At 70.1% G+C, this 15,992-nt stretch carries 12 protein-coding genes; 5 read left to right on the top strand and 7 right to left on the bottom strand.

Features of this window, described 5'->3' with window-relative positions; translation table 11 throughout:
• Positions 1 to 32 precede the first annotated feature (32 nt).
• Positions 33 to 2,714 carry a GAF domain-containing protein gene (locus JGU66_06510; protein ID MBJ6760408.1) on the bottom strand — a complete coding sequence of 894 codons (2,682 nt, stop codon included), beginning with the start codon at positions 2,712 to 2,714 and terminating at the stop codon, positions 33 to 35.
• Positions 2,715 to 3,003: 289 nt separating this feature from the next.
• Between JGU66_06510 and JGU66_06505 the strand changes: the two genes are divergently transcribed.
• Together JGU66_06505 and JGU66_06500 are read left to right on the top strand one after the other, a co-directional pair.
• Positions 3,004 to 4,875, top strand: coding sequence for a potassium transporter Kup (locus JGU66_06505; protein MBJ6760407.1), 1,872 nt, complete (start codon positions 3,004 to 3,006; stop codon positions 4,873 to 4,875).
• Positions 4,876 to 5,229: 354 nt separating this feature from the next.
• Complete coding sequence (locus tag JGU66_06500) at positions 5,230 to 6,228, top strand: hypothetical protein (protein MBJ6760406.1); 999 nt, start codon at positions 5,230 to 5,232, stop codon at positions 6,226 to 6,228.
• A 7-nt stretch (positions 6,229 to 6,235) separates the two neighbouring features.
• On the opposite strand, the gene JGU66_06495 is transcribed toward JGU66_06500, so the two are convergent.
• Positions 6,236 to 6,817 (bottom strand): DUF2378 family protein, encoded by a 582-nt coding sequence (locus tag JGU66_06495; protein ID MBJ6760405.1) that lies wholly within the window; start codon positions 6,815 to 6,817, stop codon positions 6,236 to 6,238.
• 155 nt (positions 6,818 to 6,972) lie between these two features.
• Positions 6,973 to 7,710 carry a metallophosphoesterase gene (locus JGU66_06490; GenBank protein ID MBJ6760404.1) on the bottom strand — a complete coding sequence of 246 codons (738 nt, stop codon included), beginning with the start codon at positions 7,708 to 7,710 and terminating at the stop codon, positions 6,973 to 6,975.
• A gap of 418 nt (positions 7,711 to 8,128) precedes the next feature.
• Between JGU66_06490 and JGU66_06485 the strand changes: the two genes are divergently transcribed.
• Together JGU66_06485 and JGU66_06480 are read left to right on the top strand one after the other, a co-directional pair.
• Positions 8,129 to 9,727 carry an N-acetylmuramoyl-L-alanine amidase gene (locus JGU66_06485; protein MBJ6760403.1) on the top strand — a complete coding sequence of 533 codons (1,599 nt, stop codon included), beginning with the start codon at positions 8,129 to 8,131 and terminating at the stop codon, positions 9,725 to 9,727.
• Between the two features lie 4 nt (positions 9,728 to 9,731).
• Positions 9,732 to 10,841, top strand: a complete 1,110-nt coding sequence (locus tag JGU66_06480; GenBank protein MBJ6760402.1) for a PD40 domain-containing protein — start codon at positions 9,732 to 9,734, stop codon at positions 10,839 to 10,841.
• A 3-nt stretch (positions 10,842 to 10,844) separates the two neighbouring features.
• On the opposite strand, the gene JGU66_06475 is transcribed toward JGU66_06480, so the two are convergent.
• On the bottom strand, positions 10,845 to 11,708 hold the full coding sequence (locus tag JGU66_06475; protein ID MBJ6760401.1) for a carboxypeptidase regulatory-like domain-containing protein: 864 nt from the start codon (positions 11,706 to 11,708) through the stop codon (positions 10,845 to 10,847).
• Positions 11,709 to 11,848: 140 nt separating this feature from the next.
• On the bottom strand, positions 11,849 to 12,946 hold the full coding sequence (locus tag JGU66_06470) for a hypothetical protein (protein ID MBJ6760400.1): 1,098 nt from the start codon (positions 12,944 to 12,946) through the stop codon (positions 11,849 to 11,851).
• Between the two features lie 305 nt (positions 12,947 to 13,251).
• On the opposite strand from JGU66_06470, the gene JGU66_06465 reads away from it, so the two are divergent.
• Complete coding sequence (locus tag JGU66_06465; GenBank protein ID MBJ6760399.1) at positions 13,252 to 14,097, top strand: hypothetical protein; 846 nt, start codon at positions 13,252 to 13,254, stop codon at positions 14,095 to 14,097.
• Positions 14,098 to 14,122: 25 nt separating this feature from the next.
• On the opposite strand, the gene JGU66_06460 is transcribed toward JGU66_06465, so the two are convergent.
• Positions 14,123 to 14,794, bottom strand: a complete 672-nt coding sequence (locus JGU66_06460; GenBank protein MBJ6760398.1) for a DsbA family protein — start codon at positions 14,792 to 14,794, stop codon at positions 14,123 to 14,125.
• Positions 14,795 to 14,965: 171 nt separating this feature from the next.
• On the bottom strand, positions 14,966 to 15,982 hold the full coding sequence (locus JGU66_06455; protein MBJ6760397.1) for a RimK family alpha-L-glutamate ligase: 1,017 nt from the start codon (positions 15,980 to 15,982) through the stop codon (positions 14,966 to 14,968).
• Positions 15,983 to 15,992: the final 10 nt, after the last annotated feature.

Here is a 15,992-nt window from a genome sequence, read left to right as displayed (position 1 = left end):
TCCAGGCAGCCGCGCACTCCCGCCTGCTTGCTTCAGCCGCGTGGCAGCTCGACGGTGAAGGTGGAACCCACCCCCAGCTCGCTGTGCACGGTGATGCGCCCGCCCATCGCCTCGACAATCTGGCGGGCAATCCACAGCCCCAGCCCGAAGCCGCCGTAGTTGCGCTCGGACACGGCGCGCTCGAAGCGGTGGAACAGACGTGACAGGTTCTCGGTCGCGATGCCGATGCCTCCGTCGCGCACCTCCAGGCGCACGTTCTTGGGGAAGCACGCCAGCGCCACCCGCACCGGGTTGCCTCGGCCGTACTTCACGGCGTTGGAGAGCAGGTTGGTGAGGACCTGGTCCAGCCGCAGCCGGTCCCACTCGCCGGTGGCCTCGGGGGAGAGCACCAGGTCCAGCGGCGTGTCGGTGCGCGCCAGCTCGGGCTCGAAGCGCTCCGCCACCTCGCGCACGAGCGCCCCCAGCTCCAGCGGCTCCGGCCGCAGCTCCAGTCGGCCCGCGCTGATGCGCGACACATCCAGCAGGTCGTTCACGAGCTGCGTCTGGCGCTTCACCTGCCGCTCCACCATCTCCAGGCCCCGGCGCAGCCGCTCCGGAGACGGCACGCCGCCCGAGTGGCCCAGCCCCGCCAGCAGCCGCTGCACCTGCATCTGGAGCGCGGTGATGGGCGTCTTCAGCTCGTGGCTCGCGATGGAGAGGAACTCCTCGCGCAGCCGGATGGCCTGCCGGGCCTCGCGGTACAGGCGCGCGTTGTCGATGGCGAGCGCCGCCCGACGCGCCAGCTCCTGCGCCAGCGCTAGGTCCTGCGGGTCATACGCGCGCCGCGAGGTGACGAAGGAGAGCGCGCCAATCGTCTGGCCGCGCACGCGCAAGGGCACGCAGAGATAGTCGCAGCGGCCCTCGGTCTCGGAGGGCCCCGAGCGCAGCTCCGGCTTGCCCGAGCTGATGACCCGCGACACCACCGTCAGCCCGGGCGCGGGCATGTCGCCGGTGGGCCCGTGGCGGGTCGCGGCCTCGGGAGTCGACGCGGTGGCGACGCAGCGCACGCCGCCCAGCCCATCCGCCAGGAAGACGCCACAGGCCTCCGCGTGCGCGGGCACGGCCAGGTGGGCCACGCGCTCCAGCGTCTCCTCCTGCTCCAGGCTGCCCGCGAGCACGCCGCCGGCTTCCGCGAGGAAGCGCTGCATCTCCTCGCCGCGCTGGCGCTCGGTGATGTCCACGACCACGCTGAGGCACTGGGGGGGACCGCTCGCGGGGCGCACGAGCCCCGTCCACAGCGCCACCTGCACGGTGCCGCCGTCGCGCCGCAGCCGCTCCGTCTCCGCGCCCGCGAGCACCGTGCCCTGCGTCACCCGCTCCAGATGCTGGCGGAACTCCTCCTGGCGGGACTCGGGCACTGCGGGCAGCACCTGGCCAATCACCTCTTCGGCGGTCCACCCCAGCATGCGCTCCGCGGCGGGGTTCCACAGCCGCACGATGCCATCCGGGTCCAGCAGCATGATGGCCGCCGGGCTCGCCTGGATGACGGCCTCCAGCGTCTGGTGCGCCTGCCGCATCGCGGCCCGAGCGCGCTTCTCCTGCTCCAGCAGCCGCGCGCGCGCCAGGGCCTGGGCGGCGTGGTGCGCCACGAGCAGGAGGAAGGCCCGCTCGTCGTCGTCGAAGCGGTGGGGCAGGGCGAAGGCGAAGAGCAGCGCGCCCAGCGCCCGGCCATCCACCACCAGCGGCAGGCACGCGGACGAGGGGGACTGCTGCAGGGCGAAGTGGGGACCGCGGGCATCCACCTCGGGGAAGCGCGCGGCCAGCTCGTCCGGGCCCTCCAGCCACACGGGCTGCAGCTCTTGGAGGCACTCGCGCATGGGCGTGCGCTTGTTCAGGGGCACGATGCGGAACAGCTCCGTCATGGCCGGGGCGTAGCCCGCGCACCTCAGGAGCCGCGCCTGGGCCTCGCCCGGCTCCAGCAGCCAGAGGCCACCGTTGCGCGCGCCCACCGCCTCCAGCCCCTGGTCGATGACGATCTCCGCCACGCGCGACGCGGTGAGCACCTCGGACAGCTCCGCGGTGACGTGCTGGAGCCGGGCCAGTCGCCCCGCGGCTACCTCCGCCGCTTGTCGCGCCTGTCGCTCCGCCGCGTAGGCGCGCGCCACGTCCAGCGCCATGGCCGCGCGGTCCGCCAGCTCCTGGAGCAGCAGCCGCTCTCCGCCGTCGAAGCGGCGCTCCTGCTCCTCGCGCCACACCGTCAGCGTCCCCAACGTGTGCCCCCGCGCGCGGAGCGGCAGCACCAGCAAGTGATGAAAAGGGAAGCGGTCCATGGCGCCCGGGTAGGGTCCGGGCAGCACGCGCCGCAGGTCCTCCACGGTGACGTCCTCCACGCCCAGCGCCTCACCCGAGCGCATCACCTCACCGGCCACGCCCTCGTCCGCGCGCACCAGCGGCGCGGTGAGCGCCTGGAACAGCGGACGCACCTCCGGCACGCACGACGCCGAGGCGACGGTGCGCAGCCACCGCCCATCCTCCAGGAGCAACCGCAGCGCACACGCCGAGCCCAGCAGTGGAACCACCAGCCCGCACAACCGCTCCATGACCGCCGGAGACTCCAGGCTCGCGTCGGCCAGGACTCGAGACGCCTCGGCCAGCAGGGCCAGGCGCTCCTCGATTTCCGGAGCGTGGGCCCCGTACTGCCGTCCCTCGCCGAGCCTGGAAGCCGCCATGGTCATCACGCCCCCACCTGGGTCATGGGAGCACGGACGCGGCGGCCCGGGGCAGGCGCTCGCCCCGCACATCAAGGATGGACAACACCCGGCCCTCCGGATTGTTCGCCCTCAACGCTTCGCCTGCTCCCCGGTGTCGCACCTGAAGAGACGTCGTGGCAGGGGTTACATTTGCCTACCTTGGCGTCGGAAAACACAGAGCGGCCTCGCGGCTTGGGTTGCGACGGCATGGCGTTCGGCTAAAGCGGGGCCCGTGACCGCTACCTCGGAAGCACCGGGTGCCGTGGCTCCGTCCATGGACACCTCCAAGCGCATCGCGATGCTCGCCCTCGGGGCCCTGGGCATCGTCTATGGAGACATCGGAACCAGTCCGCTCTACGCCCTGCGAGAGTGCTTCACGGGGCCGCACGGCATCGTGCCCACGCCCGAGAACGTGATGGGGGTGCTGTCCCTCATCTTCTGGTCGCTCATCATCGTGGTGTCGGTGAAGTACCTCATCTTCGTGATGCGGGCGGACAACCGGGGCGAGGGCGGCATCCTGGCGCTGATGGCGTTGGCGATGCAGCGGCCTCGGGGCGCGGCGCACAAGGCGCGGCCGGTGCTCGTGACGCTGGGCATCTTCGGCGCGGCGCTCCTCTATGGAGACGGGCTCATCACCCCGGCCATCTCCGTGCTCAGCGCGGTCGAGGGCCTCAACGTGGCCACGCCCGTCTTCGACCCCTACATCATCCCCATCACGCTGGTCATCCTGGCGGTGCTGTTCCTGGTGCAGCGGCACGGCACGGCGGGCATCGGCGCGGTGTTCGGGCCGTTCATGTGCCTGTGGTTCCTCACGCTGGCGGTGCTGGGCGTGAAGGAGTTGGTGCACAACCCGGTGGTGCTGGGCGCGCTGTCGCCTTGGCACGGAGCGCTGTTCTTCATCCGCAACGGCGGCCACGGCTTCCTGGTGCTGGGCTCGGTGTTCCTGGTGGTGACGGGCGGCGAGGCGCTGTACGCGGACATGGGCCACTTCGGCTGGCGTCCCATCAAGCTCGCGTGGTTCACGCTGGTGCTGCCCGCGCTGATGCTCAACTACCTGGGGCAGGGCGCGCTCCTGCTGCGTGACGCGTCCGCGGCTCGCAACCCGTTCTACCTCCTGGCCCCGGACTGGGCGCTGTACCCGCTGGTGGTGCTGGCCACGGGCGCCACGGTGATTGCGTCCCAGGCGCTCATCTCCGGCGCGTTCTCCATCACCCGCCAGGCCATGCAGCTGGGCTACAGCCCGCGCATGGAGGTGGTGCACACCTCCGCCGAGGAGATGGGGCAAATCTATCTGCCGGGCCTCAACGGCGTGCTGCTCTTGGGCGTGGTGGCGCTGGTGCTGGGCTTCCGCTCGGCGAGCGCACTGGCCAGCGCGTACGGCATCGCCGTGACGACGACCATGGCCATCACCACCGTGCTGGCCTACATCGTCGCGCGCGAGCGCTGGGGCGTGAGCCGGGCCCTGGCCCTTCCGGTGGCCGGCGTGTTCCTGCTGGTGGACCTGTCCTTCTTTGGTGCCAACGCGGTGAAGATCGCCGACGGCGGCTGGTTCCCCCTGCTCCTGGCCGTCTGCATCTTCACGCTGATGACCACGTGGAAGCGCGGCCGGGAAATCCTGGCCAACAAGCTGCGCGCCTCCACCATCAGCCTGCGCGAGCTGCTGGAGAGCTTCGGGGACCACCCGCCCGTGCGCGTGCCCGGCACCGCCATCTTCATGACGGGCAACGCCGAGGGCACTCCGCCCGCGCTCCTGCACAACCTGAAGCACAACAAGGTGCTGCACGAGCAGGTGGTGCTGCTCACCATCCTCTCGGAGGAGGTCCCCCACGTGCCCGCCCCCGAGCGCGTGGAGGTGGAGCCTCTGGAGCTGGGCTTCGTGCGCGTGGTGGCCCAGTACGGCTTCATGGAGAACCCCAGCATTCCGGACGTGCTCAAGCGCTGCCGCGAGAAGGGGCTCCAGTTCCAGCTCATGGGCACCAGCTTCTTCCTGGGCCGCGAGACGCTCATCCCCACCAAGAAGCCGGGCATGGCGGTGTGGCGCGAGGCCCTCTTCGCCTGGATGAGCCGCAACGCGCGCAGCGCCACCGCCTACTTCCGGATTCCACCCAACCGCGTGGTGGAATTGGGCAGCCAGGTCGAGCTTTGACCCCTGGCCGAATCGCCTGGAAATCAGGGTGTTCGCTTTCGGACACTTACGCTTTTGTAAGCGCCTGATTTTCCAGCGATGTTTTGAGGGCTCCCTGGGTGGGTCATACCCCAGGGGGGCTTGACACCGTGCGACAAGTGCGGTTTTTCTCCCGCCGCTGCCTGCTCATCTGTGCGCGACCTCCCCCTGGATTTCCGATTCCGGTAGAAAAATACCGGCGGGCAGCAACTTCTGAGCTGTTGGTTCGAGAATATTTCCAGCGAACAGAGAAATTTCTGTAGCTCCGGAAGTAGACTCCAGTACACTGCAGTCAGGTGTCCCCCAACACCCAGCGTCTCAACCGAGGTCAGCCCCATGCTCGAGCACGTCGCCCCCGCCGTCGCCCCTGTCGCCCCCTCGGCGCTCCCGGCCATGCCGTGGGGCGCTCAGCAGGTGTCGCCGTACACGGTGTTGAGCGCGCAGGAGCTGTACCCGCGCATCTGCGTGCGCGACCCGTACTTCGCGCTGAAGGACGTGACGGTGCTGGCGCCGGGTGAGGTGGTGGCCCGCGTTCCGGTGCAGCTGGCGCCCGACGCCGAGGCCATGCCCATCAGCCTGGCGGAGTCCGGCCGGCACCTGGCCATCCTCGGCTCGTGCGCGTCCGCGCTGGTGGCGCCCAAGGACGGGCAGCACTTCTACCTGGCGTGCGCCGCCCGCGGTCAGTGGCTGGAGCCGCGCGCCCAGGAGCGCGCCTCGGACATGCTGTGGGCGCTGGCGCAGGCGGAGTACACGGGCAAGCGCACCGCCACGGCGCGCACGCTCCTGTCCGCCGCGGATGGCACGCCGCTGTTCAAGCTGGAGGTGGACTACAACGTGCTGTCCGCCGCCGCCTTCACCCGCCTCTTCGGCGCCGCGAAGCAGGAGATGCGCAGCGCGCCCCGCCCCGCGGACACCGTGCAGCGCACCCCGGAGGAGTGGGCGAAGCTGCGGCAGAACCCGTACAGCAAGCCGCTGGACCTGCGGGACTGGCAGCGCGACGGCGCGTCGCTGCGCGCCAACCTCGGCACCGTCACCCCGGAGATGTGCAAGGGCCACTTCGCCATGCACCCGGTGATGCCGGTGGCCATCGTCGCCAGCGGAATGACGCGGGTGGCGACGGCGCTGGCCCGCGCGCTCGAGGGCGCTCCCGAGGCCCGCTTCGTGGCCAAGGACGTCAAGCTGAGCGCGGACAGCCTCGCGTACGCCGGCCAGGACGTGGTGTTCGGCGCGAACCGCACCGCGGCGAACGGGTCGGATCAGTCCTTCAGCTGCTGGGCCGCGGTGGGCGAGCGCGTGGTCGCGCAGCTCGAGGTCACCTTCTCCCGCGTGGACTGACGCGGACCTAGCTCCACTGGATGTCGTAGTCGACGCGGTCGATGCCCTGAGGGTTGGCCTTGGCCGTGCCCTTCAGCCCGAGCACCTTGAGGGCGCCGCTCAGGATTCCCTCGTGGTACGCGGGCGGCAGCATGTCGCGGCGGACGCGCAGGGTGCCGGACTTGCTTCCGGTGGTGAGGTACTCGCGGCTGCCGTACGTCACGGCCGCGCTGTAGCCCATCTGCGCTCCCGCGAAGAGCTTCTGCGGATCCCCGCGTGAGATGATGCCGAAGATGAGCATCCCCGGGCCCGTGGAGTAGCGCGTGATGCTGATTTCTCCGCACGCGTGGTAGACGGCGTGCTCGGTGCCCAGCGTGTCCTCCAGCGCGTCCGCCGCGGCGTAGAGCAGCGCGAGGAAGTCCTGCACCGGGTACGTGCGCAGGTCCGAGTAGTCCTTGGCCAGCTCCCCCACGCGCACACGCTCCAGCGCCGAGGGGCCCCCGTGCTGCTGCACCAGGTTGAAGACCGCCTTGAAGAACAGGCCGCGGACGGAGTCCCCGGGCTGGGCGGCGGCGAGGCGGGCGGCGAGTTCGGCCTTGTTGGACGGCATGACTCACTCCTGCGCTTCGCGCGCGCTGGCGGAATGCCTCACGCAGTGTAGCCACACCGAGCGCCGTGTCGAAAAAGCACGCGCCGTCCGACCTGGCTGCTCACACGGTGCTCGCGGCGGGGTGGCTTGGCCTCACTGCTTCCAACTGCTCGGCCTCAGACCTCGTCCAGCAGCACGGGCGCGAAGCCCGCGGCGTCGCATGAGGCCAGCACGTAGCGCACGCCCCCGTGGTCGCCCGTGAAGCCCGCGGGAATTCCGCCCGCGTGCAGGTGACCGTAGACGCACACCTTGGGCGCGAAGGCCTCGATGGGGGCGCTGAACGCGGTGGGCTTCTCGTTGGCGTACAGCGGCGGGAAGTGCACGGCCGCGATGCGGATGAGGGGCGTGGGGCTCGCTTGCTCCTTCTTGCGCGCGTCCTCGAACGACGTCGCCAGCCGGCGCGTCTCCCGCTCCACGTAGCCCGCGTCCGAGGGCTCATCGCCCATCTCTCCGCCGGGCATGGGCGGCGCCTCGGGGGCGGTCCACAGCCGGCTGCCGGCAATCACCCACGGCCCCATCACCACCGCGCTGTTGTGGAGGAAGCCCTCCAGCGTCCGGAAGGGCTCGAGCACCTTGCGCAGCTTGGAGGCGGAGTCTCCCCACCAGTAGTCGTGGTTGCCGCGCACCAGCACCTTGCGGCCCGGGCGCGCGTCCAGCCAGGCCAGGTCCTCCTGCACTTCGTGCGTCCGCGTGGCCCAGGAGATGTCCCCCGCCACGATGACCACGTCCTCGGCCCGCACCCGCTCATCCCACGCGCGCTGGAGCGGCAAGGGATGGTCCGTCCAGCCGAAGCGGTGCATGTCCTTCTGACGGGTGGAGGGAAGGTGGGTGTCGCCAATGCCGAAGAGCCGCATGCCGCCCTCATAGCGGATGCCTCGCCCCCTGTCGGCCCTCGCGCGCCTGCCTGCCCGATTCCAGTCCGCCACCCCCGCGACAAAGCGCTGATAAAGCTGTAAAAACTGTAAAATTTGCCTACAGTTTGAGTGTCCAGAAATGCGTCAGTGAGACATCCATGGACCAGTACTGCTAACGCGTAAGAATTTCTTGCCCGGTGAGGCCCGCCCTTCGTGATTTCACGGGGTTGGCCCTCGAGCGTGGCTTGGTTTGTCGCGCGGGAGCGGAAGGCTCGCGAGGGAAGTGGTGCATGCGTGCTCCTACCGGAGCGCGTGGGAGCGGCGCACGGGGCTGGCACGCATGCTGCTCACGCACCGCGTGACACGTCTCCGCGCGAGCGGGGCGTGCCGATGCACCTCTCCCCCTCGAGGAGTACTCATGCACGCGATTCGCAACCCCCTCGCGGCGGCCGCCGCGGCGTTGGCGTTGGCCGCTTGCGGCCCCCAGCCGCAGCCCGAGGCCCCCGCTCCCACCCCCACCGAGACGCCGGCTCCGTCCAGCACCACGGCTCAGCGCACCCCGCGCGAGTTGGATCCGCTGTTCGCGCAGGCCGCCGCGGAGTTCAACGTCCCCGAGTCGCTGCTCAAGGCCATCTCCTACACGCAGACGCACTGGCAGATGGTGGAGGGCTCCGAGGAGTTCCCGGGCATGGCCCCGGCCTATGGTCTGCTCGCCCTTCGCGGTGATGCGCTGGCCGAGGCGGCGTCGCTGTCCGGCGAGTCCGTGGACGCGGTGCGCACGGACGCGCGCGCTCACCTGCGCGCGGGCGCGGCCCTGCTGTCCGCCTATGCCACCGAGCTGAAGCTGGACCGCTCGGACCTGGGCGCCTGGGCGCCGGTGGCCGCGCGACTCAGCGGCATCTCCGACTCCGAGGCCCTGGCGACCTATATCCACCGCGGGCTGTACGCGACGCTGCGGCAGGGCGCGGTGGCCATCAACGAGGACGGCTCGTCGGCGGCCACGCTGGAGCCGGTGGACGTCCAGGCCCAGTTCGAGGCGCCGCCGGTGAAGGCGCAGGCCGCGGGCCCGAACTACGCCGCCGCGGTGTGGCGCCCATCGCCCAACTACAACGCGCGCCCGAGCGGCTACTCCCCGTCGATGATCGTCATCCACACGTGCGAGGGCGAGTACTCGGGGTGCTGGGGCTGGCTGGTGAACTCCGCCTCCCAGGTCAGCGCGCACTACGTCGTGAACGAGTCCGGCAGCGAGGTGTCGCAGCTCGTGCGCGAGGCGGACCGCGCGTGGCACGTGGGCGCCACGTATGACTGCTCGCTCAACGGCAACACGTCGTGCGGACTCAACGGCGTGTCGGTGAACCACTTCGCGGTCGGCATCGAGCACGGTGGCTTCGCCAGCCAGTCGAGCTTCCCGGCCGGGCAGATTGATACCTCGGCCAAGCTGTCGTGCGACATCGCGCGCGACAACTCCATCCCCAAGGACAGCTACCACATCGTGGCGCACGGCCGTTTGCAGCCGGCTTCGCGCACGGATCCGGGTCCCAACTGGCCGTGGTCCTCGTACATCAGCAAGATCAACAGCTACTGCGGCACCACCAGCAGCACCATCGTGGTGGACAGCAACAACGCCAACAACGACACGGCCAAGGGCTACATCAACGTGTCCGCGAACTGGGTGGACGGCACGAGCGCCGGCTACTACGGCAGCGGCTACTGGTACGCGTCCACGCAGGCCATCTCCGACACGGCGGACTTCTACTTCTACATGCCGGCGGCGGGGACGAAGACCATCGACGCGTGGTGGGTGGCGGGCACCAACCGCTCGGCGGCGGCGCCCTTCCTCATCGTGGCCGGCAGCACCACGGTGGCCACGGTGAAGGTGAGCCAGCAGATCAACGGCAGCCAGTGGAACACGCTGGGCACGTGGAGTTTCCCGGCGGGCTGGAACAAGGTCATGCTGAGCCGGTGGACGGGCGAGGCCTCCTCGGTCGTCATCGCCGACGCCATCCGGATCCGCTGACGTGATGTCTCCAGGCCTTGAACGAAGAACGGGTTCCGGGCCTGGATGGGCGCGGTGCTTCGCCGCGCTCGCTGTGCTGGTCGCTGGATGCCCCGCGGGCCGCTGTGGCTCCGGGGCGTCCGGTACCGGGCCCTTGTCTGACTCCGAGCGGCGCGCCATGCCGGGCGTGATTTCGTTCCTCTCGGAGCGGGCGGGGCAGAAGGACGTGTGGCTGGTGACGCCTTCGGGCGTCGAGCGCCAGCTCACACACGGCCCCGAGGACGAGTACCCCGGGCCGGCCTCGCCGAACGGGCACGCGCTGCTGGTCATCTCGTCCAATGAACTCCAGGGACAGAGCTTCCAGCAGCTGCGCGTGCTTCCCTTGGAGGGCGGGCCGGAGGTTGCGCTGCACCTGCCGCGGACGCGCTCGCGCAACGCGAGCTGGTCTCCGGATGGCGCGTGGCTGGTGGCCGAGTCGGACGCGAAGGGCTTCAGCGACGTGGTGCGCCTGTCGCCGCGCGCCGACGCGCCCGAGCTGCCGCTGACGCACGTGCCCCAGGGCTGCTTCGAGCCGGCCGTCTCTCCGAGCGGCGCCGAAGTGGCCTACGCGTGCAGCAGCGACGAAGGCGATCCCGAAATCTACGTGGCGCGCGCGGATGGGACGAACCCGCGTCGCATCACCACGTTCTACCGAGAGGACCGCACGCCCCAGTGGAGTCCGGATGGGCAGTGGCTGTCCTTCGTCAGCAACCGTGAGCAGCGCGAGCGCATCTACCGCGTGCGTGCGGATGGCTCGGACTTGCGCGCCATCTCCGGCGAGGCCTTCGCGGGAGACGAGCGCGAGGCGGCCTGGAGTCCGGACGGTCAGCGGCTGGCCTACGTGAGCCGTTTGCCGGAAGGGAAGAGTCGCATCTGGGTGGTGGCTGCATCCGGCGGCGCGCCTCGAGCGCTCACGGATGGCACGCACCGCGACGACATGCCCGCGTGGAGTCCGGACGGGAAGTCCCTGGTGTTCGTCTCCGAGCGCGACGCGGAGGTGGACCTGTACCTGATGCGCGCGGACGGCACCGGACAGACGCGCCTCACCACCGCGAAGGGAGCGGACTGGTTGCCGCGCTGGTTCGTCCAGCGCTGACGCTCAGGGGGGCGGGAAGCGCCCGGGATACATCGTCAGCACGATGCCCAGCCCGGCGGACGCGCCCACGTTGCGAGGCACGTAGTTGCCCGCGCCCTCCACGCTCAGGTGGAACGCGCTGAGGCCCTTCGCGGTGTGGACATAGACGAACAAGCCGCTGCCGGACGTGCCGTCCTGGTTCACGGTGCTCAGGTCCTCGGACGGGTAGTAGACGCGGTCCGACAGCTCGGTCCGGTCCGGCACCACGCGCACACCCGTCACGGGGTGTCCGCTGGTGTCCACCACGCGGCCCATGATGAAGCCCGCCTCCTCCAACGTGGAGGCGCGGCCCTCGGTGTGGGCGCGCAGGCGGGTCTCGCCGATCGCCGTGTCCAGCGCCTGCACGAACGCGGTGGGCAGCACCCAGGCTTGCGCGTCCACCAAGTCCGTGTGCGGCCGGGTGCCCGTGAAGGCCGTGTCGAAGATGATGGACGTGCAGTGCGCCAGCCCCTCGTGGGACACGCCGACGGCGAGCCCCTGATGGATGTCGCGCACGGACACGTGGGTCACGTGGAAGGCGCCGTCGCTCGCCAGCGTTCCCGCGCCGACGGTGGCGCTCGTGTCGTGCACCGCCACGCGAAGGGGCTCTTCGATGGTGAGCGGGGCGCCGTCGATGGAGAGCGGAGCCTGGCCATGCGCCTGGAGCAGCGTCTGCGCCTCGGGCAGCACCGCGACACGGCCGCTCACGTTGATGTGGAGGTCATCCAGGTCCACCACCCCGGCGTCCTCGGTGCGAACACCCGGATCCGGCGCGGAGGTGGTGGTACTGCACGCCGCGAGTCCGAGACTCAGCACTGCGCCGCATGTCAGCCAGAGGGGGCGAGTCATCGGCGGGCAACATCTTCACGCCTCGCCGGAGTCGCAATCCGTGGGGCAGGGGATTTCGTCCCCTGGAGAACGCGCCCACCTACCGCTGAACGGAAACGGGCGGCACCAGGATGCTCGCCCGCTCGCCGTTCACTCAACGGCTACCAGTGACTGCCACCGGACCCGTTGGAGCCGCCGTTGTTGCCCGAACTCCAGCCTCGGCCACCGCGTCCGCCGCCATTGCCGTTGCCGCCACCGTTGCCACCGCCATTGCCGTTGCCGCCACCGTTGCCACCGCCGCTGTTGCCGCCATTGCCCCAGCCGCCACCGCGCCCACCGCCGCGATTGTCGTCGTTGCCACGGTCGCCGCCGCTGTTGCCCGAGCTGCCTCGGCCCGGAGGCGGGCTGCCCCAGCCGCCACCGCGCCCGCCGCCGTTGTTGCCGTTGTTGTTGTCGCGGTTGTCGTTGCCACCGCCATGGCCGGTGCCGTTGTTGTTGTCACGGTTGTCGTTGCCCCAACCCCCGCCATGGCCGCCGCCGTTGTTGCCGTTGTTGTTGTCGCGGTTGTCGTTGCCACCGCCATGGCCGTTGCCGTTGTTGTTGTCACGGTTGTCGTTGCCCCAACCACCGCCATGGCCGCCGCCGTTGTTGCCGTTGTTGTTGTCGCGGTTGTCGTTGCCCCAGCCGCGGTCGTCATGGGACGGCGAGCCTCGGGGCGGGCTGGTGGAGTAGCCCGTGCCACCCGGAGGAGGACGGCGGCCCCAGTTGGTGCCGCTGCTGGGCTCGGGCGCCGGACGCGAGGGCGCGGGGGTGTAGCTGGAACCGGAGCGGGAGCCGTAGCCCGGCGAGGCGTCGTGGGTGTTGTTCCACACGTAGCCCCGGCCGCGGTCGTAGGCGTAGGTGTTGCCCCAGGACTGCGGGTAGTAGCCGTGCGAGTGGCGACCGTGGTTGCTGCAGTAACCGCCGCTCGGGATGGGGTGGTAGTCCCAGTACCAGACGACCGTGGGGCCTCGGTAGTAATACACGTCGTTGGTGTACGTGTAGTACGTGGTGGGCGGCTCGTAGTCGTGGATGTGGAGATGCCCCTCGGGGCACCAGCCGCCGCCGTACGAATCGGGGATGGGGTGGGCACCGGAGAATCGGAACTCCACCCGGGCGGATTCATAGGAGCCGTAGGGCCGGTGATAGTGACCGTCCACGACACAGCCCGTCCCCAGCAGGAGCACGAGCGGCAAGGTCAGGGTGAGCAGACGACGCATGGATGATTCTCCCGGGGCGGAGTGGACCTGCAACCGTCCGTCTTCGCAACCTCTGGGCTCCCGACGTCTCCCCCAGCGAGAAATTCACGCCCGTCCGCCTGGCTGGTCGCTGTCGGCGAGCAGACAGCGCCGCTGATATGAGGGCCGGGCGCGCCGCGTCGCGCCCAGGAGGCGGATACATGTCGGACAGCAGTGATTACGGGCAGGGGTCGGGGACTCCCTGTCCGGTCCACCCGGACCGGGATGCCACGAGGGCCTGCGGTCGGTGTGGCAACTTCATGTGCGACATCTGCTCCGAGCGGGGGATGCGCTCCCTGTGCCTGGCGTGCCGCGATCGCGAGGGCTTCACGGCGTTCCCGCTGAACCGCTCCAACTGGACCATCGGCTCGCTGTGGGAGCTGTGCTGGGCCGCCTTCCAGCGCGAGTGGGGGATGCTCAGCGTCGCGGCGCTCATCCTGATGGGCGTCAGCGGCGGCGCGCAGGTGTTCATGAACCTCGTCGTGGCGATCGGCGGCGCATCGAACAGCGTCGCGCTGACCGTGGTGCTGACGCTCATCGTCATGATCGCCCAGATGCTCGTGCAGGGACTGGTGCAGCTCGGCTTCTTGCGGGTCGCGTTCGACGTGCTGCATGGGCGGAGCGTGGATCTGGCGCGCCTCTTCAGCCAGATGAACAAGCTGGTGCCCTACGCGATGACGATGGTGGTGATGGTGCTCGTGCTGTTCATCCCCGCCCTGCTGCTCTTCTCGGGCGTGGGCGTGGCGGTGGTGCTGGGCATGGGGGGCGTGGAGGCGCTGCGCCACCCCGCGGTGCTGTTCGACAATCCTGGGTCGATCCTCGCCGTGGTGAGCCTGGTCAGCGTGCCCATCCTCCTCCTGGGCTCGTACCTGCTGATTCCGATGTACCTCATCCAGCCGGAGCTCGCCTTCCGCGACGACCCTCCGTCTCCGTTGGAGGTGCTGCAGCGCTGCTGGCGCTACGCCGACGGACAGCGCCTGCGCATGCTGGGCGTCTGCATGGTGATGGTCGTCATCTCACTGGCGGGGTTGCTCGCGTGCTGCGTGGGCCTGATTCCCGCCGTGGCGCTCATCCAGGTGCTGTTCGCGGGCATGTACCTGGCCGTCAGTCGTGAGTCCGAGGACCTGGGCTGAGTCCTCGCGCGGCTCGGCGCTCCGCTCAGTGCACCACCCGCTCGGGAGATCCCGAGCGGGGCGCCGACAGTCGACCCAGGCACGCGAGGATGTGCTCGCGGTACTCGGTCAGGTCTCGCAGCCCGCACAGCATCCACCGGCCGCCAATCACGAGCGTGGGCACGCCGCGCACGCCGCGGCTCTGCGCCAGCCGGTGCTCGTCGAGGATGAGGCGGCGCGTCTCCTCGGAGCGGAAGGCCGCGGAGAACTCGTTCATCGCCAGGCCCACGCGCGACGCCAGCTCGAACACCACATCCGAGCGCGACACGTTGACGCCCTGCTCCAGCGCCGCTCGCTGCATGGCGCGCGCGAGGAACGCACGGGCCTGCGGGCCTTGCAGTCGCGCGGCCTCCAGCGCCGCCAAGGCCGGCACGCTCGTGCGCGGAGGATCTCCTCCCTGCCACAAGTCCGCGGAGAGCTGACGCGCCAACGCATCGGGCTCTCGCTGCGCGCGCTGCACCTCTTCCACCAGCCCGCGCAGCTCGCGCTCCGTGGGCAGCACGTCTTGGACGCGCAGGGGATAGGGCCGCACGCTCCAGCGCACGGCGTCGCCAAACTCGTGCCGCAGGACTTCCAGGCGCAGGTCGGCGAGGTAACACCAGGCGCAGAGGACATCCTGGTAGACGGTGATCTGCAGCGGCTTGTGCAGCGTTTTCATCGAGGGGACTGAGATTAGAAGGCCCCCGATGCGGATGCCAACACCCCACGACACGTGGCCACGAAAGGCATTCCTGAGTTCCTGAGGAGCATGCAAGGCACCGTGCGCGCGCACTTGCCCGCCCGCCTGCTCTCCACTCCAGCGCATGCCTCAGGCATGACGCGCGAGGTCTCAGCCACCCCGCTCGCGCGCGCGAAGCTCGCCTGCCCGGCGCTCCGCGTACACGATGGCGTGGTCCACCATGGCGCCCGCGATGTCGCGCTGCGTGGCGCCCTCGAGTCCCTCGAAGCCAGGGCTGGAGTTGATCTCCATCAGCCGAGGGCCTGCATGTCCTTCCAACATGTCCACGCCCGCCACCTCCAACCCGATGATGCGCGCGGCTCGCACCGCGGCTTCCACGTAGGCCGGTGACAGGTCGATGGCCTGGCCTTCGCCACCGCGGTGGATGTTGGAGCGGAACTCGCCCTTCTTGGCCTTGCGTCGCATGGCACCCACCACGCGGTCGCCCACGACGAGCGCTCGCACGTCGCGGCCCTCGCTCTCCGCGACGAACTCCTGGAGGAGGATCTCCTGGCCCAGGTCCCAGAAGGTGTCGAGGATGGTCTGCACCTCGGGGAGCGTGTGGGCAATCATCACGCCCACGCCCTGCGTGCCGCGGATGAGCTTGATGATGAGGGGCAGTCCGCCGACCTCCTTCACCAGCCGGCTCACGTTGCTGCGGTCGTTGGCCATCACCGTGCGCGGGATGTCCAGGCCCGCGCGCGAGAGGAACTGGAGCGCGCGCAGCTTGTCGCGGCTGCGCGCGATGGCGGTGGCGGGGTTGAGCACCGGCACGTCCATCATCTCGAAGTGGTTCACCACCGCGAGGCCATAGGGCGTGATGGATGCGCCGATGCGCGGAATGACCACGTCCACGCCTTGCACCTCCGCGCCTCGGTACGTCATGCGCGGCTGGCCCTGAGCGAGCAGGAGACAACAGCGCAGCGTATCGAACACGAGCGCGCGGTGGCCGCGCTCCTTGATGGCCTCCACCAGCCGTCGCGTGGAGTACAGCGAGCGCTTGCGGGAGAGGATGGCGACCGTCTTCTTCGAGCGGACGCGACGCGGGCGCTGCGCGGAGGCACGCACGGGCGCCGGCGCGCCGGGAGACGGGGGCGCCTGCTTCGGCTGGGTTTTGCGGGGGGACATGCGGGGCGCG

This window comes from Myxococcaceae bacterium JPH2 (genome assembly GCA_016458225.1).
Taxonomy (GTDB): domain Bacteria; phylum Myxococcota; class Myxococcia; order Myxococcales; family Myxococcaceae; genus Citreicoccus.
This window is presented reverse-complemented; position numbering and strand designations above follow the sequence as displayed.

What these genes read in the sequence shown, in the direction of transcription:
- JGU66_06510 (MBJ6760408.1), bottom strand. Translation starts at nt 2,714, where the DNA reads ATGACCATGGCGGCTTCCAGGCTCGGCGAGGGACGGCAGTACGGGGCC.
- JGU66_06505 (MBJ6760407.1), top strand. Translation starts at nt 3,004, where the DNA reads ATGGACACCTCCAAGCGCATCGCGATGCTCGCCCTCGGGGCCCTGGGC.
- JGU66_06500 (MBJ6760406.1), top strand. Translation starts at nt 5,230, where the DNA reads ATGCTCGAGCACGTCGCCCCCGCCGTCGCCCCTGTCGCCCCCTCGGCG.
- JGU66_06495 (MBJ6760405.1), bottom strand. Translation starts at nt 6,817, where the DNA reads ATGCCGTCCAACAAGGCCGAACTCGCCGCCCGCCTCGCCGCCGCCCAG.
- JGU66_06490 (MBJ6760404.1), bottom strand. Translation starts at nt 7,710, where the DNA reads ATGCGGCTCTTCGGCATTGGCGACACCCACCTTCCCTCCACCCGTCAG.
- JGU66_06485 (MBJ6760403.1), top strand. Translation starts at nt 8,129, where the DNA reads ATGCACGCGATTCGCAACCCCCTCGCGGCGGCCGCCGCGGCGTTGGCG.
- JGU66_06480 (MBJ6760402.1), top strand. Translation starts at nt 9,732, where the DNA reads ATGTCTCCAGGCCTTGAACGAAGAACGGGTTCCGGGCCTGGATGGGCG.
- JGU66_06475 (MBJ6760401.1), bottom strand. Translation starts at nt 11,708, where the DNA reads ATGACTCGCCCCCTCTGGCTGACATGCGGCGCAGTGCTGAGTCTCGGA.
- JGU66_06470 (MBJ6760400.1), bottom strand. Translation starts at nt 12,946, where the DNA reads ATGCGTCGTCTGCTCACCCTGACCTTGCCGCTCGTGCTCCTGCTGGGG.
- JGU66_06465 (MBJ6760399.1), top strand. Translation starts at nt 13,252, where the DNA reads ATGCGCTCCCTGTGCCTGGCGTGCCGCGATCGCGAGGGCTTCACGGCG.
- JGU66_06460 (MBJ6760398.1), bottom strand. Translation starts at nt 14,794, where the DNA reads ATGAAAACGCTGCACAAGCCGCTGCAGATCACCGTCTACCAGGATGTC.
- JGU66_06455 (MBJ6760397.1), bottom strand. Translation starts at nt 15,982, where the DNA reads ATGTCCCCCCGCAAAACCCAGCCGAAGCAGGCGCCCCCGTCTCCCGGC.